Source organism: Thermus thermamylovorans (genome assembly GCF_004307015.1).
Classification (GTDB): Bacteria; Deinococcota; Deinococci; order Deinococcales; family Thermaceae; genus Thermus; species Thermus thermamylovorans.
This window is the reverse complement of record NZ_SIJL01000021.1, coordinates 1-18,593: the sequence shown is the minus strand read 5'-3', so window position 1 is coordinate 18,593 and position 18,593 is coordinate 1. Positions and strand designations below refer to the sequence as shown.

Annotated in this window: 27 protein-coding genes and 1 tRNA gene; 4 read left to right on the top strand and 24 right to left on the bottom strand. The window is 68.3% G+C overall.

Annotated elements, in window-relative coordinates; all coding sequences use genetic code 11:
- The first annotated feature begins 52 nt into the window (after positions 1-52).
- A tRNA-Trp gene (locus ETP66_RS10810) sits at positions 53-128 on the top strand.
- Positions 129-155: 27 nt separating this feature from the next.
- A complete protein-coding gene (locus tag ETP66_RS10805) occupies positions 156-854 on the top strand; it encodes an FAD-dependent oxidoreductase (RefSeq protein WP_130842613.1) in 699 nt (232 codons plus the stop codon).
- On the opposite strand, the gene ETP66_RS10800 is transcribed toward ETP66_RS10805, so the two are convergent.
- The 13 genes from ETP66_RS10800 to ETP66_RS10740 form a co-directional block, all read right to left on the bottom strand.
- Positions 747-1,748: an A/G-specific adenine glycosylase gene (locus ETP66_RS10800; protein ID WP_130842612.1), complete on the bottom strand. Its 1,002-nt coding sequence runs from the start codon at positions 1,746-1,748 to the stop codon at positions 747-749. The genes ETP66_RS10805 and ETP66_RS10800 overlap by 108 nt on opposite strands.
- Before the next feature lie 20 nt (positions 1,749-1,768).
- Entirely contained in the window at positions 1,769-2,179 is a 411-nt protein-coding gene (locus ETP66_RS10795) for a CoA-binding protein (protein WP_130842611.1), read from the bottom strand.
- Positions 2,176-3,021, bottom strand: a complete 846-nt coding sequence (locus ETP66_RS10790; RefSeq protein WP_130842610.1) for an NAD+ synthase — start codon at positions 3,019-3,021, stop codon at positions 2,176-2,178. The genes ETP66_RS10795 and ETP66_RS10790 overlap by 4 nt, the downstream gene beginning before the upstream one ends.
- Positions 3,018-3,884 carry a nitrilase-related carbon-nitrogen hydrolase gene (locus tag ETP66_RS10785; protein WP_130842609.1) on the bottom strand — a complete coding sequence of 289 codons (867 nt, stop codon included), beginning with the start codon at positions 3,882-3,884 and terminating at the stop codon, positions 3,018-3,020. The genes ETP66_RS10790 and ETP66_RS10785 overlap by 4 nt, the downstream gene beginning before the upstream one ends.
- Positions 3,885-3,900: 16 nt before the next feature.
- A complete protein-coding gene (locus tag ETP66_RS10780; protein WP_130842608.1) occupies positions 3,901-5,469 on the bottom strand; it encodes a 1,4-alpha-glucan branching protein in 1,569 nt (522 codons plus the stop codon).
- 4 nt (positions 5,470-5,473) lie between these two features.
- Complete coding sequence (locus ETP66_RS10775) at positions 5,474-6,283, bottom strand: [LysW]-aminoadipate kinase (protein ID WP_130842614.1); 810 nt, start codon at positions 6,281-6,283, stop codon at positions 5,474-5,476.
- Entirely contained in the window at positions 6,280-6,594 is a 315-nt protein-coding gene (locus ETP66_RS10770) for a ribbon-helix-helix domain-containing protein (RefSeq protein ID WP_130842607.1), read from the bottom strand. The genes ETP66_RS10775 and ETP66_RS10770 overlap by 4 nt, the downstream gene beginning before the upstream one ends.
- 47 nt (positions 6,595-6,641) lie before the next feature.
- Complete coding sequence (gene argC / locus ETP66_RS10765) at positions 6,642-7,676, bottom strand: N-acetyl-gamma-glutamyl-phosphate reductase (protein WP_130842606.1); 1,035 nt, start codon at positions 7,674-7,676, stop codon at positions 6,642-6,644.
- Positions 7,669-8,514, bottom strand: a complete 846-nt coding sequence (lysX, locus tag ETP66_RS10760; protein WP_130842605.1) for a lysine biosynthesis protein LysX — start codon at positions 8,512-8,514, stop codon at positions 7,669-7,671. Before lysX ends, argC begins: the two co-directional genes overlap by 8 nt.
- Positions 8,515-8,592: 78 nt before the next feature.
- Positions 8,593-8,757 carry a lysine biosynthesis protein LysW gene (lysW, locus tag ETP66_RS10755; RefSeq protein WP_130842604.1) on the bottom strand — a complete coding sequence of 55 codons (165 nt, stop codon included), beginning with the start codon at positions 8,755-8,757 and terminating at the stop codon, positions 8,593-8,595.
- Entirely contained in the window at positions 8,751-9,068 is a 318-nt protein-coding gene (locus ETP66_RS10750) for a paraquat-inducible protein A (RefSeq protein WP_130842603.1), read from the bottom strand. Before ETP66_RS10750 ends, lysW begins: the two co-directional genes overlap by 7 nt.
- Positions 9,069-9,077: 9 nt before the next feature.
- Positions 9,078-9,569, bottom strand: coding sequence for a LeuD/DmdB family oxidoreductase small subunit (locus tag ETP66_RS10745; protein ID WP_130842602.1), 492 nt, complete (start codon positions 9,567-9,569; stop codon positions 9,078-9,080).
- Complete coding sequence (locus ETP66_RS10740; protein ID WP_130842601.1) at positions 9,562-10,812, bottom strand: 3-isopropylmalate dehydratase large subunit; 1,251 nt, start codon at positions 10,810-10,812, stop codon at positions 9,562-9,564. The genes ETP66_RS10745 and ETP66_RS10740 overlap by 8 nt, the downstream gene beginning before the upstream one ends.
- Before the next feature lie 22 nt (positions 10,813-10,834).
- On the opposite strand from ETP66_RS10740, the gene ETP66_RS10735 reads away from it, so the two are divergent.
- On the top strand, positions 10,835-11,056 hold the full coding sequence (locus ETP66_RS10735) for a type II toxin-antitoxin system HicB family antitoxin (RefSeq protein ID WP_130842600.1): 222 nt from the start codon (positions 10,835-10,837) through the stop codon (positions 11,054-11,056).
- The gene (locus tag ETP66_RS10730) at positions 11,046-11,252 is read left to right on the top strand and encodes a type II toxin-antitoxin system HicA family toxin (RefSeq protein WP_130842599.1); all 207 of its coding nucleotides are present in this window, start codon (positions 11,046-11,048) and stop codon (positions 11,250-11,252) included. The genes ETP66_RS10735 and ETP66_RS10730 overlap by 11 nt, the downstream gene beginning before the upstream one ends.
- Before the next feature lie 2 nt (positions 11,253-11,254).
- Here the strand turns inward: ETP66_RS10730 and lysS are convergent, their stop codons facing one another.
- From lysS to rpmG, 11 genes are all read right to left on the bottom strand, one after another.
- Positions 11,255-12,385, bottom strand: a complete 1,131-nt coding sequence (gene lysS / locus ETP66_RS10725) for a homocitrate synthase (protein WP_130842598.1) — start codon at positions 12,383-12,385, stop codon at positions 11,255-11,257.
- Positions 12,386-12,528: 143 nt separating this feature from the next.
- Positions 12,529-13,320, bottom strand: a complete 792-nt coding sequence (locus tag ETP66_RS10720; protein WP_130842597.1) for an isoprenyl transferase — start codon at positions 13,318-13,320, stop codon at positions 12,529-12,531.
- A 48-nt stretch (positions 13,321-13,368) separates the two neighbouring features.
- Complete coding sequence (locus tag ETP66_RS10715; protein ID WP_130842596.1) at positions 13,369-14,487, bottom strand: acyl-CoA dehydrogenase family protein; 1,119 nt, start codon at positions 14,485-14,487, stop codon at positions 13,369-13,371.
- 175 nt (positions 14,488-14,662) lie between these two features.
- The gene (locus ETP66_RS10710; RefSeq protein WP_201738527.1) at positions 14,663-15,238 is read right to left on the bottom strand and encodes a UbiX family flavin prenyltransferase; all 576 of its coding nucleotides are present in this window, start codon (positions 15,236-15,238) and stop codon (positions 14,663-14,665) included.
- Positions 15,239-15,328: 90 nt separating this feature from the next.
- Positions 15,329-15,706: a 50S ribosomal protein L7/L12 gene (gene rplL, locus ETP66_RS10705; protein WP_130842594.1), complete on the bottom strand. Its 378-nt coding sequence runs from the start codon at positions 15,704-15,706 to the stop codon at positions 15,329-15,331.
- A 10-nt stretch (positions 15,707-15,716) separates the two neighbouring features.
- A complete protein-coding gene (gene rplJ / locus ETP66_RS10700) occupies positions 15,717-16,238 on the bottom strand; it encodes a 50S ribosomal protein L10 (RefSeq protein WP_130842593.1) in 522 nt (173 codons plus the stop codon).
- A gap of 212 nt (positions 16,239-16,450) precedes the next feature.
- Positions 16,451-17,140: a 50S ribosomal protein L1 gene (gene rplA / locus ETP66_RS10695; protein WP_130842592.1), complete on the bottom strand. Its 690-nt coding sequence runs from the start codon at positions 17,138-17,140 to the stop codon at positions 16,451-16,453.
- Positions 17,133-17,576, bottom strand: a complete 444-nt coding sequence (gene rplK, locus ETP66_RS10690; RefSeq protein WP_130842591.1) for a 50S ribosomal protein L11 — start codon at positions 17,574-17,576, stop codon at positions 17,133-17,135. The genes rplA and rplK overlap by 8 nt, the downstream gene beginning before the upstream one ends.
- A 43-nt stretch (positions 17,577-17,619) precedes the next feature.
- Positions 17,620-18,174, bottom strand: coding sequence for a transcription termination/antitermination protein NusG (gene nusG / locus ETP66_RS10685; protein WP_130842590.1), 555 nt, complete (start codon positions 18,172-18,174; stop codon positions 17,620-17,622).
- Positions 18,171-18,353, bottom strand: coding sequence for a preprotein translocase subunit SecE (gene secE / locus ETP66_RS10680; protein ID WP_130842589.1), 183 nt, complete (start codon positions 18,351-18,353; stop codon positions 18,171-18,173). The genes nusG and secE overlap by 4 nt, the downstream gene beginning before the upstream one ends.
- Complete coding sequence (gene rpmG / locus ETP66_RS10675) at positions 18,353-18,517, bottom strand: 50S ribosomal protein L33 (RefSeq protein ID WP_130842588.1); 165 nt, start codon at positions 18,515-18,517, stop codon at positions 18,353-18,355. Before rpmG ends, secE begins: the two co-directional genes overlap by 1 nt.
- Between the last annotated feature and the right edge of the window lie 76 nt (positions 18,518-18,593).

Genomic DNA, 18,593 nt, shown 5'->3' with positions numbered 1-18,593 from the left:
ATTACAGGCTCTTGGCCTCCGCCCGAGGGTGTGCTACAATCCCTGGAGGCGGGGGCCGTTAGCTCAACTGGCAGAGCACCGGTCTCCAAAACCGGGGGTTGGAGGTTCGAGTCCTTCACGGCCCGCCAGACGGCCCTTCGGGGCCTTTTTTCGTTATGGGCGCGTATCAGGTCCTCATCGTGGGGGCGGGCTTCGCGGGAAGCGAGGCCGCCTACCGCCTGGCGCGGGAAGGGGTGCGGGTGGGCCTCCTCACCCAGAGCCTGGACTCGGTGATGATGCCCTTTCTCCCCCCCAGGCCCCCTTTCCCGGAAGGAAGCCTCCTGGAAAGAGCCTACGACCCGGCGGACGAGCGGCTTTGGGCCTTCCACGCCCGGGCCAAGTACCTCCTGGAGGCCGAAAGGAACCTGCACCTTTTCCAGGCCACGGCCACGGGCCTGCTCCTGGAGGGCCATGGCGTGGTGGGGGTAAGCACCTGGGAAGGCCCCCCTGTGCGGGCCGAGCGGGTGGTGCTGGCGGTGGGGAGCTTCCTGGGGGCTAGGCTCCGCATTGGGGAGGTGGAGGAGGAGGCGGGAAGGCTTTCCGAGGCCAGCTACCCCGACCTCTTCCAGCACCTCCTGGCCCTGGGCTTCCGCTTCCTGGAGCGGGAGGGCGAGGTGCCCGAAACCCCCACCACCCCGGGCTACCGGGTGCGCTACCGCGCCTTCCACCCCGAGGAGTGGGAGGCGGCCACCTTCCGCCTCTTGCGTCTAGAAGGGCTCTACGCCCTGGGGCTTTGCGTGCGGGAGGGGGACTACGCCCTCATGAGCCAGGAGGGCCTGCGCCTGGCGGAGCACCTTCTCCATGAGCTTGGGTAGGGGCCTCCCCCGGGGGTCCTCCCCTTCCCCGTCCCAGGGGGCCAGGTAGACCTGGACCCTAAGGCGCCGATGGGTGACGGCGTGGCGCACCTCCCCGGCGGGCTGGGGTCGCACCCCAAAGGCCTCCGCCCTTTGGGGAAGCTCCGCTAGCGGGAAAAGCGGTACCCCGTATAGCCCTTGGAAGCGGCCAGAAAGCCGCTCCAGATGAACCCCTTTTCGCCCCAGGAGGACCAGGGCCGCCAGGATTTCCTCCTGAACGCGCCGCCTCCGGGGCCTGGGAAAGCGCTCCGGCGCCTCCTTGCCCCGGCAAAGGGCCTCCAGGGGGCAGGCAGTGCAGCGGGGCCCCCGGGGCAGGCAGACCTCGGCCCCCAGGTCCATGAGGGCCTGGTTCCAGGCCCCAGGGTCCTCCGCCTCCGGTAGAAGCCCCTGCGCCAGCTCCCAGAGGACCTTGGGGGCAGGATTTTCCAGGGCAAAGACCCGGGAGAGGACCCGCCTCACGTTCCCGTCCACCGCCGCCACCCGTTCCCCGAAGGCGATGGAGGCCACCGCCGCCGCGGTGTAGGGGCCAAGGCCGGGAAGCTTCAGGAGTTCGGCATAGCTTCGAGGAAGGGCCTCCACCTCCTGGGCCAGGCGGTGGAGGTTTGCCGCCCTGCGGTAGTAGCCCGCCCCCTGCCAGGCCTTCAGCACCTCCTCCAAGGGCGCTCCCCGCAGGGCCTTTAGGGTGGGAAAACGCTCCAGGAAGCGGCGGTAGTAGGGGATGGCCTGCGCCACCCGGGTTTGCTGAAGCAACACCTCGGCAACCAGGACCCGGTAGGGGTCCTTCTCCCCCCGCCAGGGGAGGAGGCGGGCCTGCGCCCGGTACCAGGCGAGGAGGGCCTTCTGCCAGGCTTCCATGGGAAGTAGGACCTTCGCGGTCAGAGGGAAAAGAGCCGCCGGTGTTCCACCATGAGGCAGCGGTCCGCCACCAAGAGGAGGCCCGCCCCCCTCAAGGCCGCCTCAAAGGCAGGGTGGCGGATCCCCGACTGGAGCCACACCATCCCGGGGCGGAGGGCCAGAACCTCCTCCAGGTGGCCCATGAGGGCCTCCGGGGGGCGGAAGACGTCCAGGATGTCCACGGGCCCGCCCACCTCGGCCAGGCTCCCCAGCACCTTGGCCCCGAAAAGCACCTCTCCCTTAAAGCGGGGGTTCACGGGCAGGATGCGGTAGCCCTGCCCAAAGAGGTACCTGGGCACGTAGTGGGCGGGACGGGAAGGGTCCTTGTGGGCCCCGAGGACGGCGATGGTGCGCGCCCTTTCCAGGTAGGCTTTGAGTTCCGCGTCCGTCATGGCCGGTAGTCCAAGGGGCGGAGGTAGAACTCCCCGATGGCGGTGGAGGAGAGGAGGGCCACGGTGGGCAGGGCCCGCTTCCAGTGGGTGCGGTTCACCCCGTCCTTCACCCGGCGGATTTCTCCCTCGGTATAGCCGAGGCCCAGGAGGTAGGCGTCGGGGTAGCCCTTCAGGTAGTGCTCCAGGATGACGTCGGCCCGGAGGTAGCGCACCCCCAGGTCGGCCTCGTCCGTCTGGCCCGGGATGAGGTCGGCGGTGGGGGCCTTGGCCACCACCGCCTCGGGCACCCCAAGAAAGCGGGCCAGGGCCCAGACCTGGGTCTTGTAGAGGTCCCCCAAGGGGTTCACCGGGGGGGTGTCGTCCCCGTGCCAGGTGAAGTAGCCGAAAAGCCGTTCCGTCTTGTTGCCCGTGCCCAAGGGCAAGGCCCCGTAGGCCTGGGACTTGTCGAAGAGGACCATCATCCGCGCCCGGGCCATGAGGTTCCCCTTGCGGTGGGGGGTGAGGTCCGGGGTTTGGGCGGCGTAGCCCTCCACCATGGGGGTGATGTCCACCTCCTCCAGGGCCACCCCGAAGGCCTCCGCCACCAGGTGGGCGTGCTCCCGGGAAAGGGGGCTACTCTCCCGGTGGGGCAGGAAGAGGGCGTGGACCCCTTTAGGCCCCAGGGCCCGCACCGCCAGGGCTAAGGTGGTGGCGGAGTCCACCCCTCCCGAGACGGCCACGATGGCCTTTTCGTAGCCCCGCCAGGCGAGCTCTTCCCGTATGAAGCGGGTGAGGAAGTCGGCCACCAGCGGCCAGTGGAGCTCTAGGGTCTCCTGGGCCTTGGGAGCTTCCAGAACGGTCATCTTCCCTCCTTTTGCAGCACCCGTTCCAGGTCGCGAAAGAGGAGGGGCAAGGCGGCCTGCAGGTCGGAAAGGAGGGGGCTATCGTAACGCACAGGGGGGATGCGTTCCCGGTCCAGGGCGAAGAGCAGCGCCGCCTCCTCAAAGAGGGGAGCCTCGGCCAGGATCCGCCCTTCGGGCCCCGCCGCCAGGCTGCCCCCGCTCATCCCCTTCCCCCCCTCAAACCCCACCAGGCTGGCGAGCACCACGTACACCCCGTGCTCCGCCGCCACCGCCCGGGCCAGGGTGCGCCAGCGCTCCACGTTCTCCGGGCGCTCCCCATGAAAGCCCCGGGCCGGGCTGGCCGCGGGCACGTAGAGGACCTCGGCCCCGTCCAAGGCGGCGATGGCCGCGGTGATGGAGTGCCAGAAGTCTTCGCAGATGAGGATGGCCGCCCGGCCGAAGCGGGTCTGGAAGGCCATGGCCCGGTTTCCCCGGGCCAGGTAGCGCTCCTCGTCGAAGACCCCGTAGGTGGGCAGGAAGACCTTGCGGTGCACGTGGACCACGCGGTGGGGGAGCTCCAGGTAGGCGGCGCTGTTGTAATAGGCCCCCTCGTCCCGCTCATAGAAGCCCACCACCACGTCCAAAAGCCCCTCCCACCCCACGGCCCGGTGCACCCCGGAAAGGAGTTCCAGAAGCTCGTGGCGGGTCAGGGAAAGCTCCCTTACCCCCCCTTGCAGGAAGTAGCCGGTGAGGGCGGCCTCGGGCAGGACCACCACCTCGGGGGCGTGGGGGCGGAGGGCCTTCAGGTGGCCCTCGAGGCGGGCCAGGTTCTCCTTCAGCCTGGCCTTCTCGGGGCGGAACTGCAGTATGGCGTGCCGGACCACGGACCTATCCTACGCCTCAGGAAAGGACCAGACCGGGCTCCAGGTAAAGCTTGGGGTCGGCCTCCGGGAAGGGGTTGTCCTGCTCCTCCAAGGCCTTGAGCTCCTCCGGGGAAACCCCCTGGAGGAGGCGGAAGAAGGCCTCGGCATGTCCCCGGTAGCGCTCCTCGGCGTACGCCACCGCCTGGCCGGTATCGATGAGGAAGGGCCAGTCGGAAGCTTCCAGGAGGAGAAGCTCCCGCATGGCCTGCTGCAGCACCCGGTGAGGAACGTTCCCCCGGCGCACCGCCTCCCGCATGGCCCCCTCCGCCCGGTAAACCAGGCGCCAGTAGTCCAGGGTCCCCTCGTTGAGCCAGACCCGGTGGTCCCCCCCCCGGCCCCAGGAGCCCTCAGGCAGAGCGGCGCGCACCGCCTTCCCCTGCGCCGCCTCCTTGGCGGTCACCGCCCTTACCCCCTCCGCGCGGGCGAGGAGGCGCAGCACCGCCTCCAGCCAGGCCACCCCCTCGTACCACCAGTGGCCGAAAAGCTCGGCGTCGTAGGGGGCGAGGATGACCCCATCCGGGTGCTCCCGGGAGAGGCGCTCCACCAAGCCCACAAAGTGGGCGGCGTGCTCCCGCACCTTGGCGAAGGCCGCCTCGGGGTCGTAGGGGGCCTTGTGGGCCAGGTCCGCCTGCCGGTGGGTCACCCGCCAGTGGTGGAGGCCAGAGAGGGGGTCCTTGCGGTGGAACTCCCGGTAAAGCCCCTCCCCGGGGTAGCCATGGTCGGCACTCCATACCTGGAGGGCGGTTTCCTGGTTGCGGGCCAGCACCCGAAGGCCCGACTCCAGCTCGTGAACGTAGTAGGTGGCCTCAGCGCTTTCCACCTGCAAGGAAGCCTCCCCGTAAGGGGAAAGCGCCCTCCCCCCCTGGACCAGGTGGGCGTCCACGAAGGTGTAGCGGATCCCGGCCCGCATGAGGAGCTCGTCCACCCCCGGCCTGAGCCCCTCCGGCACCCCCTCCACCGGGGGCTTCCAGGGGCCCCTCGGCCGGTAGGCCATCTCCGGAAGCCAGTAGCCCGTGGGGTCCTGGGCGAAGTGGCGGCGGTAGGCGGCCACACCGGTCTTGATCTGGGCCCAAAGGGCCTCCTCGTAGCCCAGGAGGGGGGAGTAGCCGTGGGTGGCGCTACTGGTGAGGAGCTCCACCTGCCCCCGCTCCTGGGCCCGGCGGAAGGCCTGGAGGAGGTCGCCCCCCAGGTGGTGGAAGTGGTCCAGGGTGAGCTCCCAGAAGGCCACCTGGTGGCGGGCGCTCCTTTCCAGCTCCGTGCCCGCATAGCGCAGGTAGTCGCCCTGGGCCCGCCCCAGGCGGTCCTCCGCGTAAGCGCGGAAGCCCTCCCTGATGCGGGCGTCCGCCAGCTGCTCCGCCAGGATGGGGGTAATCCCCAGGGTGAAGCGGGCCTCCACCCCCTCCTGATGGAGCCTTTCCAAAGCCCGAAGGAGGGGCAGGTAGGTCTCGGCCATGGCCTCGTACAGGGTTTCCTCCCCAAAGGGCCAGGCCCCGTGGGCCCGCACGTAGGGGAGGTGGGCGTGGAGGACCAGGGCGAAGCGCGCCATGATTCTAGCGTACCACGGTGCCCTCCCCGGCCAGGGCCCGCCTTATGGGGTTTTCCACCCGGGCGTCGGCGAAAATCACCCGCTTCACCCCGCCCTGCACCGCCGCCACCGCCCCCATCACCTTGCGCTTCATCCGCCCCTGGGCTAGGGCCAGGTACTCGGGGCTTTCCACCTTTTCCACAGGGATCTCCCGCACCAGGCTGGCCTCGTCGGGGTAGTGGGCCAGAAGACCCGGCACGTTGGAGAGGTAAACCAAAGCCTCCGCCCGGTAGGTGGTGGCCAAAAGGGCCGCCACCTGGTCCCCGTCGGTGTTGATGGCCTCGCCCTCGTAGCTGATGGCGGGAGGGGTGATCACGGGGAGGTAGCCCGCCTCTAAAAGGAGGTCCAGAAGGGCCCGGTTCACCCGCTCCGCGGTGCCCGTGTAGTCCCCGCGGTGGATCTTCACCTTGCCGTCTTCCACGTACTTCACCGCGGTCTTGCGGCGCCCTTCCAGAAGCCTTCCGTCCACCCCGGTAAGCCCAACGGCGTTCACCCCCCGCCGCTGCAGGCGTTCCACCAGCCGCTTGTTGACCAAGCCCGCGTAGACCATGAGGAAGATGTCCAGGGTCTTGGGGTCGGTGAGGCGGCTCACCTGCCCCCCGGGGTGGGTGAGGAAGCGGGGCGGGTGGCCCAGGGCCTCCGCCACCCGGTTGGTGAGGGCGCTTCCCCCGTGGACCAGAAGCAGCCTCACCCCTTCCCGCCACAAGGAGGCGGCGTCCTCGGCCACGGCCTCGTAGTCGATGCCCTCGGCGCCTCCCACCTTCACCACAATCACGGCCATACCTCCAGATACTCCCACCCCCTGGGCCGGAAGCGCAGAAAGTGCCCGCGGTCCAGGGTCAGCGCCCGGCGTACCCGGTGGCGCTCGGCCAAGGGAAGGAGCTCCTCCTCATCCCGGTCGATGTAGCCCGGGTCCGCGCTCTCCCCCACCCCCACCCACGAGGGAAGGACCTCCTCCCTCCTGGCCTCGGCGAAGCGCTCCAGGGCTTCCCGGATCGGTTCGGCCTTGGACCGCCCCTCCCGCTGGGCCAGCTGGGAGAGGAGGAGATCCAGCTCCTCGGGCAAGTAGAGGGTGGTCCGCTTCATGGCGCATATGCTAGCACCTCTGCTGCCCTGGCCCCAGGGGGATGGCCTCAAGGGTGGAGCCCGGAAAACTCCAGCCCTAGGGTTTCCGGCCAGCCCATGCGGAGGTTGAGGGCCTGGAGGGCATGCCCGGCGGTGCCCTTCACCAGGTTGTCGATGGCCACCATGACCACCAGGCGCCCGGTGTCCTCCTCCAGCTCGAAGCCGATATCCGCGTAGTTGGTGCCCTGGACAAAGCGGGGGTCGGGGTAGCGGTGCACGCCCTTTTTCTGCTTGACGATGCGGATGAAAGGCTCACCCCCATAGGCCTCCCGGTAGGCCTGCCACACGTCCCGCTCGCTCCAGCCGTCCAGGAGAAAGGCCTGGGCGGTCATGAGGATGCCCCGCACCCGGTCGGTGGCGATGGCGGTGAGGTGGACCTCGGGCCTCCCGGGGAGGTTTTCCACCACCTCGGCGGTGTGGCGGTGGCCCGTGGGCTTGTAGACCCGGAGGGAGCCCGCCCGCTCGGGGTGGTGGCTGGCCGGGCTGGGCTCGGCCCCCGCCGCCGAGGTGGAGATGAGGAGGGTGACGAAGACGGGACCGGGTTTCAGCACCCCTCCTTTAAGGAGGGGATAGAGCCCCAGGATCGTGGCGGTGGCGTTGCACCCCGCCCCCGCCATCCAGTCCGCTTCCCGCAGGCGGTCCCGGTAGAGCTCGGGCAGGGCGTAGACGAAGCGGCCCAGGAGCTCGGGCCTCGGGTGCTCCCCGTAGTACTTCTGGTAAAGCCCCGGGTCCTTCAGGCGGAAGTCCGCGGAGAGGTCGATGAGGATGGGGGCCAGCTGGGCGTAGCGCTCAAACTCCCGGGCCAAGACCCCGTGGGGCAGGGCCAAGACCAGGATGTCCGCGGGCTCCAACCGCTCGGGGGGGATGAACTTCAGGTTCGTTCTCCCCCGCAGGTTGGGGTGGACGAAGGTCACGGGTTCCCCGGCGAAGCGCCTCGAGGTCACCTGCTTCACCTCCAAATAGGGGTGGGAAAGGACCAGGCGCAAAAACTCTCCCCCCGCATAGCCGGAGGCCCCCACGATGGCGAGGGTCTTCCTATCCACGGGCCACCTCCCAGGCGTAGCGCAGGATCTCCCCGGGGATGTCCACCCCCGTGGTGTGCACGGAGTTCTTGAACTCCATGGTGTGGTTCACCTCGTTCACCAAAAGGCCCCGCTCGGACTCGAAGAGGTCGATGGCCACCACCCCACCCCCCACCGCCTGGGCCGCCCGCACGGAAAGCTCGGCGATCTCCGGGGTCACGGGGCAGTTTTCCGCCTGCCCCCCCCGGGCGGTGTTGGTGATCCAGTGCAGGCTCCTGCGGTAGATGGCGGCGATGGCCCTGTCCCCCACCACGAAGACCCTTATGTCCCGCCCGGGCTTCTTCACGTATTCCTGGAGGTAGAGAAGCTGGTGCTGGAAGCCCCCCAGGACCTCCTTGTGCTCCAGGATAGCCTCCGCCGCCTCCCGGTCGGTGATCTTGGCGAGAAGCCTCCCCCAGCTCCCGATCACCGGCTTCAGGACCACAGGGTAGCCCCATTCCTCCATGAGCCTCAGGGCCTCCTCCGCATCGGTGAGGAGGGCGGTCTTGGGCTGGGGAAGCCCGGCCCGCTCCAGGGCCACGCTGGTGGCCCACTTGTCCCCGCAAGCCTCGATGACCTCGGGCCGGTTCACCACGGGGATGCCCAAGGCGGTGAGGTAGCGGGCCACCGCCAGGCCCCGGGTCTGGCTCACGCAGCGCTCCAGGGCCACCGTGACCCCCGCTAGCTCCTCGGGCCTCTCCCCCAGGACCATGGGGAGGGCGGGGGCGTAGATCTTCTTGTAGGGGATGCCCAGGGCCTCGGCCCTTTCGAAGAGCATCCTCTCGTCGGGGCGGATGCGGTCGTAAAGGATGGCCAGCATGGCGCCTCTCCCTTTTAGGCGCCCCGACCGGGCGCGGGCCCGGTCGGGGAAAAGCTCCTCAGGGAGCCCCGCCCGGGCTCACTCGCCCCAGTCCTCGGCTTCCTCCGGGGCCGCCTCCAGGCGCAAGGGGCTGAGCCCCACCACCTCCAGCTCCGCGCCGCAGTCCTCGCAGACCACAAGCTCACCCAGCTCCGGGTTCTCCAGCGCAAGCTCCGCACCGCACTCCGGGCAAGTGGCTACCATTCCTCGTCCTCCTCCTCCACCTCGCTCCAGTCGGGAACGAAGCGAAAGCCGCACTCCGGGCACTCTACCTCTTGGCCCTGATCCTCCTCGGAGACCTCAAAGGTGTACCCGCAACGGGGGCAGTCCACGAAGAAGCCCTCCAGGCCCTCCTCCGTCACCTCCACCTCCAGAGGGTCCAGGGAGACCACCTCCAGGAAGGCCCCGCAGGCCTCGCACTCCAGCACATCCCCCAGCTCCAGGGTCTCCAGGTCCTCGGCCAGCACCAGGCTGGCCTCGCCGCACACCGGGCAGGTGATCTCCAGGTCCTCCATGAGCCCAGTCTACTCCCCCGGGAAGCGCCCGTGCTTTTTGTAGTAGTCCAGGAGGGAACCCTCCTTCAGCGCCTCCAGGAGGAAGGGGGGTGGGGGGCGAAGGAGGAAGCGCTCCTCCCCCCTGCGCAGCACCCCCGTTTCCACGTCCAGCTCCACCTCGTCGCCCTCCTCTAGCGCATCCACCACCTCCTCCGACTCAAAGGGCACGATCCCCAGGTTCACCAGGTTGCGGAAAAAGATGCGGGCGTAGCTCTTGGCGATGACCGCCCGGATGCCCAGGCGCTTCAGGGCCTCGGGGGCGTACTCCCGGCTACTGCCAAGCCCCGCGTTCCTTCCGAAGACCAGGATGTCCCCGGGCTTCACCTCCTGGGCGAACCCAGGCCGCAGGTGGGCGAAGGCGAAGGTGTGGAACCGGTCCTCCCCCACCATGAAAGGAGCGTACTTGCCGGGAAGGATGTCGTCGGTGTTGATATGGTCGCCAAACTTCCAGACCCTAGGCATGGCTTCCCTCCAGTTCCTCCGGGGTGGTGAGGTACCCCGCCACCGCGCTGGCCGCGGCCACCCGGGGGCTGGCCAGGTAGATCTCGGCCTCGGGAGCCCCCATGCGCCCCCGGAAGTTGCGGTTACTGGTGGACACGCACACCTCCCCCGGAGCCAGGACCCCCATGTGCCGCCCCATGCAGGGGCCGCACCCCGGGGTGCCGATGGTGGCCCCGGCCTCCAAGAGGGTGAGGAGGGTGCCGTCCCGGGCGGCCTCCTCCAACACCTGGGAGCTTGCGGGGATGACGAGGAGGCGCACCCCCGGGGCCACCTTCCGCCCCTTGAGCACCTCGGCGGCGGCCCTCAGGTCCTCGAGCCTCCCGTTGGTGCAGGTGCCGATGAAGACCTGGTCCACCCGCTTGCCCCAGACCTCGGCCACCTCGTGGACGTTGTCCACGTAAAAGGGCACGGAAACCCGGGGGGTGAGGCGGGAGAGGTCGATCTCCACCTCCCGCACGTACCGGGCGTCGGGGTCGGGGTAGAGCCATTCGGGCACCCGGTAGAGGTCCAGGATCTCCCCCGAGGGCACCACCAGCCCCGCCTTGGCCCCCGCCTCCACCGTGAGGTTGGCCAGGGTCATGCGCTCCCCCCGGCCCAGGGCCTCGGCCCCCTCGGTAAGGTGGATCTCCACCGCCATGTAGGTGGCCCCTTCCGCGGTGAGGAGGCGCACCATCTCGAGGGCGGCGTCCTTGGCGGTGACCCCTTGGGGAAGCCTCCCCCGGAAGGCCACCTTGACGCTTTCCGGCACCCTCAGCCAGGTGCGCCCCGATGCGGCCGCCAAGGCGATGTCCGTGGCCCCCATCCCCGTGCCGAAGGCCCCCACCGCTCCGTAGGTGGTGGAGTGGGAGTCCGAGCCCACCACGATCCAGCCTGGCTGGGCCAGGCCCTCCTCGATGAGCACCTGGTGGCAGACCCCTCTTCCCACGTCAAAGACCCGGATGCCGTGCTTATGCCCCCACTCCCGGATCTCCTTCTGCGCCTTGGCCACCTCCAGGTTCGCCGCCGGGGCCACGTGGTCGATGACGATGGAAACTCTTTCCGGGTAGCGGGGGGTGGCCTCCAGGTACTCCAGGCGCCGGAAGAAGCTCCCGGCGATGGAGTCCACCACCATCACCTGGTCCACCTCCACCACCACGAGCTCCTCCGCCCGCGCCTCCCTGCCCGCCTTATGGGAGAGGATCTTTTCCGCCAAAGTCAGGCCCATTCTTGCCTCCTATAATGGGGGTATGACCTACACCGCCCTGGTGTATGAGGACCCCGAAACCCCGGGCACCTGGATCGCGGAGTTCCCCGCCATCCCCGAGGCCCACTCCTTCGGGCAAAGCCCTGAGGAAGCCCTGGCCCATGCCAAAGAAGCTTTAGAACTTGTCCTCGCCCATCTGCGGGAAACCGGCCGTCCCTGGCCTCCGGACGTCCGGGCCGTGGGGGTGAGGGTGGATGCCGCCTAGGCCGGAAGAGGTGGCCCGAAAGCTCCAGCGCCTGGGTTTCACGGAACGCATGGCCAAAGGCGGTCACCGCCTCTACACCCACCCCGATGGCCGGATCGTGGTGGTGCCCTTTCACAGCGGGGAGCTTCCCAAGGGCACTTTCCGCAAAATCCTGAAGCAAGCCGGCATCAGCGAAGAGGAGTTCCAGAACCTCTAGCCTCATGCCGTGATCCACTCCCTGAGGATCCGGTCCAGCTCCTCGAGGGTGAGCTGGCCTCTATCCGCCAAGGCCTTGATGTGCTGGGTGATGCGGTGGAGTTCCTCCTCCCCGTAGTGGAGGCCGAGCTCCTCCGCCCGCGCCCTTATGGCGTGCCGCCCGGTGAGCTTGGAGGCGATGATGAGCTTGCGCCCCACCCCGAAGACCTCCGGGGGGTAGGGCTCGTAGGACTCGGGGTTGAGGTAGATGGCCTTGAGGTGCATCCCCGCCTTGTGGCTGAAGGCCGTCTCCCCGGTGATGTAGTTGTTGAAGGGAATCTCGATCCCTACCATCTTGGCCACCATCCGGTCCAGCTCGGGGAGCATCTCCAAGCGGTACTTGCTGCGCAGGTACTCGGGCTGCAGGGTGTACATGCGGGCCAGGAAGCCCCCCAAAGGGGTGATCCCGTTTCGCTCCCCGATCCCCAGGACGCTGGTGTCCACGTGGGTGGCCCCCGCCTCGATGGCCTCAAAGGCGTTGGCGATGGCGCAGCCCGTGTCGTTGTGGCCGTGGAACTCGATGTCCACATGGGGCCCCACTACCCGCCTTACCTCCCGCACCAGGGCGTAGACCTGCCTGGGAGTGGCGATGCCCACGGTGTCCGCCAGGCCCACCCGGTCCACATACGGGGCGATGGCCCCGTAAATCTCCAGGAGGTCGTGCTCTTCGGAGCGGAAGGTGTCCTCGGCGGAGAAGCGCACCTCCACGTGGGGGGCCTTCTCGCGGATAAACTGGATGACCTCCCGGGCCTCCTCGATGATCCGGGGGATGTCCCGCCCATGGGCCGCCCTGAGGTACTTGCTGGTGCCGAAGAGGAGGTCGATGCCCTGGACCCCGGTCTCCAGGGCCACCTGGGCCGCGTCCAGGCGGGTCTGGATGTGGGTCACCACCTTGGCCCTGAGGCCCAAGGAGGCCAGCACCTCCGCGTCCTTGCGGGACTGGGGGGAGGCCATGGGGGTGGTCACCTCGATGTACTCCACGCCGAAAGCGTCCAGGGCCTTGGCGATCTCGATCTTGTCCTGGGTGGAAAAGTTGGCCCGCTCGAACTGCTCCCCTTCCCTTAAGGTGGAATCGATGATCTTCCATTCCCGCATGCGCCCCTCCCCAAAAAGAAAACCGGCCCGAACCCGGGCCGGGGGATGAGGAACCCTCTGGGGCTACCCTACCCCCCGGCGGCCGAGTTTTTTCGCAAGGGCCGGCATCTTGTCCGTAAGGGTATACGAAGGGGCGCATTTTGTCAACGCCCGAAGCGGCGCTCCCGGGCCTGGTAGCTACGGAGGGCCCGCAGGAAGTCGATCTTGCGGAACTCCGGCCAGAGCACGTCGGCAAAATAGAACTCCGAGTAGGCGGACTGCCAGAGGAGGAAGCCGGAAAGCCTAATCTCCCCCGAGGTGCGGATGATGAAGTCGGGGTCGGGAAGACCCGCAGTGTAGAGGTGGCGGGCGATGTCCTCGGGGGTAAGCCCTTCCGCAAGGTCCCTGGGGGAAAGGCCCCTTTCCTCCGCCTCCAAGAGAAGCCTCTTCACCGCATCCACGATCTCCTCTCGCCCCCCGTAGCCCATGGCCACGTTGAGGATCATCCCCCGGTGCGGACGGGTCCTTTCCTCTAAGCGGGCGAGGGCCTTAAGCACCTCCTCGGAAAACCCCTCCCGCCTTCCGATGAAGCGCACCCGCACCTGGTGCTCCAGGATGCGGTGGTCCTCCGCCATCCTTTCTGCCTCCCGCACGAAGAGGCCCATGAGGGTCTCCACCTCCTCGGGGGGGCGCTTGAAGTTGTCGGTGGAGAAAACCCAGACCGTGACCGTGCGGATGCCCAGCTCCAGGCACCACTCCAGCACCTCGTAGGCCTTGTGCACCCCGAACTCGTGCCCCTTGGCAGGCGAAAGGCCCAAGGCCCTGGCGTAGCGGCGGTTCCCGTCCAGGATGAGGCCCAGATGCTTGGGCATGGGACCGCCCTTCACCTCCTTTAGGAGGCGCTTTTCGTAGAGCCAGTAGAGGGGACGGGAGAGGGCGAGGAGGTGGCGGAGCATACCTCATCCACCCTAAGCCGGGGCAATGAGAAAGGAAAGGCCCCAAAGCTACCGGTAAAGCTCCCGGGCGATGATGTGGCGCTGGATCTCCGAGGTGCCCTCGTAGATCTCCGTCACCTTGGCGTCACGGTAGTAGCGCTCCACCCGGTAGTCCCGGTGGTAGCCATACCCCCCCAGCACCTGCACCGCCTCCCGGGTCACCTCCACCGCCACCCCGCTCGCGAAGAGCTTGGCGGCGCTGGCCTCGAGGGTGAACCGCTCCCCGGAATCCTTTTTCCTGGCGGCCTCGAGGACCAGGGCCCGGGCGGCGGCGATCCCCACGTGCATGTCCGCGATCTTGAAGGCGATGGCCTGGTGCTCGCGGAGCTTCTTCCCGAACTGCTCCCTCTCGTCCGCGTAGGCCCTGGCGATCTCAAAGGCCCCCCGGGCGATGCCCACCGCCTGGGCCGCCACCCCAACGCGCCCCGAGTCCAGGCCCGCCAGGGCGTAGGCCAGGCCCCGCCCCTCCGCCCCCAGGAGGTTCTCCTCGGGGACGAAGACCTCCTCCAGGCGCACCTCCGCGGTGTGGGCGGCGTGGAGGCCCATCTTCTCCTCCGGGGGACCGAAGGAAAGGCCCGGGGTGTCCTTTTCCACCAGGAAGGCGCTGATGCCCGCTTCCGTGCGAGCCATGACCACGTAAAGCTGGGCCTGGCCCGCGGAGGTGATCCAGCTTTTTACGCCGTTCAGCAGGAAACCCCCGGGCACCCGCCGGGCCTCCGCGCGCAAGGAGGCCGGGTCCGAGCCCGCCTGGGGCTCGGTGAGGCAGAAGGCCCCGATCCACTCCCCTCGGGCCAGGGGAAGGAGGTACTTCCGCCGCTGCGCCTCCGTGCCAAAGCGCAGGAGCATGTACTGGGGAAGCCCGCTGGTCACGGAAACGATCACCGCCACGCTGGGGTCGGCGGCGGCGATCTCCTCCAGGGCCAAAGCCCAGGTGACGGAGTCCAGGCCCGCCCCTCCCCATTCCTCGGGGGTGGTCATGCCCAAAAAGCCCAGCTCCGCCAGGGCCCTGAGCTGGGGCCAGGGGTACCTGCCCTCCCGGTCGTACTCCGGGGCCAGGGGGTAGAGGACCTCCTTGGCCAGCTTGCGCACCGTGTCCAAGATCAGCCTCTGCTCCTGGGTCAGGGTCATCGCTCCCATCGTATCACCGCACGGGGGCAAAAAAGCGTCATACTCCTTCCACCGGCCCTTCCCGCACACAGGGGGCCTAGGCGGTACGGCACCGTTCCCCGCCGAACCGTTTGCGCCCCTTTTCCCCTAAGGGATTCGGCCCCCCGCTCACCAGGGCCCCCGCAGGGGATTGGTATTACCCCTCCCCCCAGCGGGGGGCCCGCTTGGCCTCGAGGCCCAGGTGGTCCAGGATGCGCTGGGTGATGAAGCCCAAAAGGTCCCGGATCTCCCTGGGCCGGTGGTAGAAGCCAGGGCTTGCGGGCAGAACCACCGCCCCCGCCTCGGCCACCGCCACCATGGCCCTCAAGGTGGGCAGGGGCAGGGGGGTTTCCCGGGGCACCAGGATCAGGGGGCGCCGTTCCTTCAGGTGCACGTAGGCCGCCCGGGTGAGGAGGGTGTCCGCCAGGCCTAAGGCCACCTTGCCCAAAGTGGTGGCCGAGCAGGGCACCACCACCATCCCCCGGGTGGGGAAGGAGCCCGAGGCGATGGGGGCGCCCAGGTCGCTGTCCTTGTAGACCCGGCCCGCCAGGGGGTGGAGGTCCTTGGGGCTTAAGCCCATCTCCTCCCAGAGGACCCGCTTGGCCCCCTGGGAGAGGACGAGGTGCACCTCGGCAAGCCCTTGTAGGGTTTGCAAAAGGTCCAGGGCGTAGGGCATGCCGCTCGCCCCCGTCAAGCCCACCACCACCCGGGGAAGTTCCGCCATGGCTTCCATGCTATCCCCAATCCCGAAGGCTTCCCGTGGTTTCCCACGCAAAAACCCCAGACCCAAAGGGCCTGGGGGGCACCCCGTGGAAGCGGAGGGTTACTTGAGCTCCACCACCGCGCCCACGGCCTCCAGCTTCTTCTTGATCTCCTCGGCCTCGGCCTTGGGGATGCCCTCCTTGATGGGGCCGCCCTTCTCCGCCAGGTCCTTGGCCTCCTTGAGGCCCAAGCCGGTGATGGCGCGGAGCTCCTTGATGACCTCCAGCTTCTTGGCCCCCGCCTCCTTGAGGACCACGTCGAACTCGGTCTTCTCCTCCACGGGGGCGGCCGGGGCCGCCGCCGCGGGGGCTGCGGCCACGGCCACAGGGGCCGCCGCGGTCACGCCCCAGGTCTCCTTGAGGACGTCGATGAGCTGCTTGAGTTCTAGAACCGTAGCCTGAGAGAGCTCTTCCTTGATGCGCTCGATGTCCAAAGCCATCCTCCACCTCCTACGCCGCCTTCTTCTCCGCGTACGCTTCCAGGATGCCTACCAGCTCGCGGGCCACGCCGCCCAGGACCCCCACGAGTTCCGCCATGGGCGCCTGCAAGACGCCCAAAAGCTCCGCCCTGAGTTCGTCCATGGTGGGGAGCTCTGCCAGGGCGGCCACGTCCTTGGCCGCAAGGGGCTGGCCCTGCAGGAGCCCCCCCTTGGCCTCAGGGATCCCCTTGGGGTTCTTCTTGGCGAACTCCGCAAGGGCCTTGGCCGCCGCCACCGGGTCCCCGTAGAAGACCACGGCGCTTGGGCCCTGGAGGCCGTCCAGCTCGGGCAGGCCAAGCTCCTTGAGGGCGATGCGGATCAGGGTGTTCTTGGCCACGAAGAGCCGGGCCCCCTTCTCCTTCAAGGCCTGGCGCAGGGCGTGGGTCTCCTTGGCGGAAAGCCCCTGGTAGTTCACCAGGAAGAAGGAACCCTGGGCCCTAGCAAGGTTTTCCTTGAGGGCGGCGAGAAGCTCCACGTTGCGTCTGCTCGGCACGCCTTCCTCCCTCTTGGGGCAGGGGAACCCCAGCCGACTTTTCTGGGCTTTTGGCGAAACGCTCCCCCTCAAGCGCCTCGGCGGGATGTTTAAGGCCCCTGGCCCCCCGCTGTCTATGGCCTGGGCGCAAGGGCGCCCGGGGTGCCATAGGAGAGTTTAGAGGGAAAAGGGCCAGGGGTCAAGCCGCCCCTGGCCCATTAGGCCCCAAACCTCTAGGAGTGGGGGTTGATGCGGATGCTGGGCCCCATGGTGCTGGTCACGTAGACGGAGCGCAGGAAGGTGCCCTTGGCCGCCTCAGGCCGGCTGGCCTCGAGGGCCCGGAGGAAGGCCCGGATGTTCTCGGCGAGCTTCTCCTCCGGGAAGCTCGCCTTGCCCACGGGGGCGTGGATGGCCCCGGTCTTGTCGTTGCGGAACTCGATGCGGCCCGCCTTGATCTCCCGGATGATCTCCCCGATGTTGAAGCCCACGGTACCGGCCTTGGGGTTGGGGAGGAGGCCGCGGGGGCCCAGGATCCGGCCCAGCTTGGAGCCCACCGCCCCCATCACGTCCGGGGTGGCCACCACGGCGTCAAAGTCCATCCAGCCGTCCAGGATCTTCTGGATGATCTCCTCGCCGCCCGCGTAGTCCGCCCCCGCCTCCTCGGCCTCCTTGATCTTCTCCCCCTTGGCGATGGCCAGGACCCGCACCTGCTTGCCCAGGCCGTGGGGCAGGGAGACGGTACCCCGCACGTTTTGGTCGGACTTGCGGGGGTCGATGCCCAGCTTGGCGTGGACCTCCACGGTCTCGTCGAACTTGGCCGTGGCCAGCTCCTTGACGAGCCGGGCGGCCTCGTCGATGGTGTAGACCTTGGCCGGGTCCACCTTCTCCAGAAGGGCACGGTAGCGCTTGCCGGGCTTAGGCATCCTTCACCTCCGGCGCGCCCACCACCTCCACCCCCATGGAGCGGGCCGAGCCCGCGATCATGCGGGCGGCGGCCTCGAGGTCGGTGGTGTTCAGGTCGGGCATCTTCTGCCGGGCGATCTCCAGCACCTGCTGCCAGGTGATCCGCCCCACCTTCTCCCGCCCCGCCTTGTGGGCCCCCTTCTCCAGCCCCGCCGCCTTGCGGATCAGGTAGCTGGCGGGTGGGGTCTTGGTGATGAAGGTGAAGGAGCGGTCCGCATAAATGGTGATCTCCACGGGGACGATGGCGTCCCCCATGCCCGCAGTGGCCGCGTTGAAGGCCTTCACGAACTCCATGATGTTGGCCCCGTGCTGGCCCAAAGCCGGGCCCACCGGGGGCGCGGGCGTGGCCTTGCCCGCGGGCAGCTGCAGCTTGACTACGGCGACGACCTTCTTCATTTTTCCTCCTAGGCTCCCCCCAAGTTGGGGGTGCAGACGCCTTTTAGGCCTTGACCACCTGGGAGAAGTCCAGCTCCACCGGGGTCTCGCGCCCGAAGATGGTGACCATGACCTTGACCTTGCCCTTTTCCGGGTTGATCTCGGTCACGGTGCCGGTGAAGTCCGCGAAGGGGCCGGAAACCACCCGGACCTGGTCGCCTTCCCGGAAGGCCACCTGGGCCTTGGGAGCCTCCCGCTTCCCCAGGAGGCCGGACACCTCCAGGATGTGCCGGACCTCGTCGGGGGAGAGGGGGACGGGCCTGTGCCCCGCCCCCACGAAGCCGGTGATGCCCGGGGTGCCCCGTACCACCTCCCAGGCCTCGTTGGGCTCCTCCTCGTCCCCCAGGTCCATCTGCACAAAGAGGTAGCCGGGGAAGAGCTTCTTCTTGACGACCTCCTTCTTGCCCCCCTCGCGAAGTTCCACCACGTCCTCCGTGGGGATCAGAACCTGGAAGATGCGGTCTTCCATGCCAAAGGCCTTGATCCGCTTCTCCAGGTTGGCCTTGGCCTTCTCCTCCTGCCCCACGTAGGTGTGGACCGCGTACCATTCGATGCTCATCGCAAAAGCCCTACTAGGAAGCGGAAGACCGTGTCGTAGAGGCCAAGAATCACCATGGCCACCAGGGTGAAGACCAGGATGGCTTGGGTCCCCTCCACCACCTGCTCCCGCGCGGGCCAGGTGACCCGGGCGAGCTCCGCCCGGGCCTCCTGGAAGTAGCGAACGATGCGGGCCAACATCAGACCTTCACTTCCTTGTGCGGGGTGTGCTTATCGCACCAGGGGCAGTACTTCTTGAGCTCCAGCTTAGCGGTGGTGTTGCGCTTGTTCTTCTCGGTGGCGTAGTTGCGGCGCTTGCACTCGGTGCACTCCAAAAGGAGCTTGATGCGAACCTCGCTGGCCATGCCTCACCTCAAAGGGGGAAGGCGCACCTCCCCCCAGGGATCACTCCAGGATCTTGGTGACCACCCCGGCCCCCAC

Excerpts from the sequence above, each read along its gene's own strand:
- ETP66_RS10805 (WP_130842613.1), top strand. The coding sequence starts at position 156 with ATGGGCGCGTATCAGGTCCTCATCGTGGGGGCGGGCTTCGCGGGAAGC.
- ETP66_RS10800 (WP_130842612.1), bottom strand. The coding sequence starts at position 1,748 with ATGGAAGCCTGGCAGAAGGCCCTCCTCGCCTGGTACCGGGCGCAGGCC.
- ETP66_RS10795 (WP_130842611.1), bottom strand. The coding sequence starts at position 2,179 with ATGACGGACGCGGAACTCAAAGCCTACCTGGAAAGGGCGCGCACCATC.
- ETP66_RS10790 (WP_130842610.1), bottom strand. The coding sequence starts at position 3,021 with ATGACCGTTCTGGAAGCTCCCAAGGCCCAGGAGACCCTAGAGCTCCAC.
- ETP66_RS10780 (WP_130842608.1), bottom strand. The coding sequence starts at position 5,469 with ATGGCGCGCTTCGCCCTGGTCCTCCACGCCCACCTCCCCTACGTGCGG.
- ETP66_RS10770 (WP_130842607.1), bottom strand. The coding sequence starts at position 6,594 with ATGAAGCGGACCACCCTCTACTTGCCCGAGGAGCTGGATCTCCTCCTC.
- lysX (WP_130842605.1), bottom strand. The coding sequence starts at position 8,514 with ATGCTGGCCATCCTTTACGACCGCATCCGCCCCGACGAGAGGATGCTC.
- lysW (WP_130842604.1), bottom strand. The coding sequence starts at position 8,757 with ATGGTAGCCACTTGCCCGGAGTGCGGTGCGGAGCTTGCGCTGGAGAAC.
- ETP66_RS10750 (WP_130842603.1), bottom strand. The coding sequence starts at position 9,068 with ATGGAGGACCTGGAGATCACCTGCCCGGTGTGCGGCGAGGCCAGCCTG.
- ETP66_RS10745 (WP_130842602.1), bottom strand. The coding sequence starts at position 9,569 with ATGCCTAGGGTCTGGAAGTTTGGCGACCATATCAACACCGACGACATC.
- ETP66_RS10740 (WP_130842601.1), bottom strand. The coding sequence starts at position 10,812 with ATGGGCCTGACTTTGGCGGAAAAGATCCTCTCCCATAAGGCGGGCAGG.
- ETP66_RS10735 (WP_130842600.1), top strand. The coding sequence starts at position 10,835 with ATGACCTACACCGCCCTGGTGTATGAGGACCCCGAAACCCCGGGCACC.
- ETP66_RS10730 (WP_130842599.1), top strand. The coding sequence starts at position 11,046 with ATGCCGCCTAGGCCGGAAGAGGTGGCCCGAAAGCTCCAGCGCCTGGGT.
- lysS (WP_130842598.1), bottom strand. The coding sequence starts at position 12,385 with ATGCGGGAATGGAAGATCATCGATTCCACCTTAAGGGAAGGGGAGCAG.
- ETP66_RS10720 (WP_130842597.1), bottom strand. The coding sequence starts at position 13,320 with ATGCTCCGCCACCTCCTCGCCCTCTCCCGTCCCCTCTACTGGCTCTAC.
- ETP66_RS10715 (WP_130842596.1), bottom strand. The coding sequence starts at position 14,487 with ATGACCCTGACCCAGGAGCAGAGGCTGATCTTGGACACGGTGCGCAAG.
- ETP66_RS10710 (WP_201738527.1), bottom strand. The coding sequence starts at position 15,238 with ATGGAAGCCATGGCGGAACTTCCCCGGGTGGTGGTGGGCTTGACGGGG.
- rplL (WP_130842594.1), bottom strand. The coding sequence starts at position 15,706 with ATGGCTTTGGACATCGAGCGCATCAAGGAAGAGCTCTCTCAGGCTACG.
- rplA (WP_130842592.1), bottom strand. The coding sequence starts at position 17,140 with ATGCCTAAGCCCGGCAAGCGCTACCGTGCCCTTCTGGAGAAGGTGGAC.
- rplK (WP_130842591.1), bottom strand. The coding sequence starts at position 17,576 with ATGAAGAAGGTCGTCGCCGTAGTCAAGCTGCAGCTGCCCGCGGGCAAG.
- nusG (WP_130842590.1), bottom strand. The coding sequence starts at position 18,174 with ATGAGCATCGAATGGTACGCGGTCCACACCTACGTGGGGCAGGAGGAG.
- secE (WP_130842589.1), bottom strand. The coding sequence starts at position 18,353 with ATGTTGGCCCGCATCGTTCGCTACTTCCAGGAGGCCCGGGCGGAGCTC.
- rpmG (WP_130842588.1), bottom strand. The coding sequence starts at position 18,517 with ATGGCCAGCGAGGTTCGCATCAAGCTCCTTTTGGAGTGCACCGAGTGC.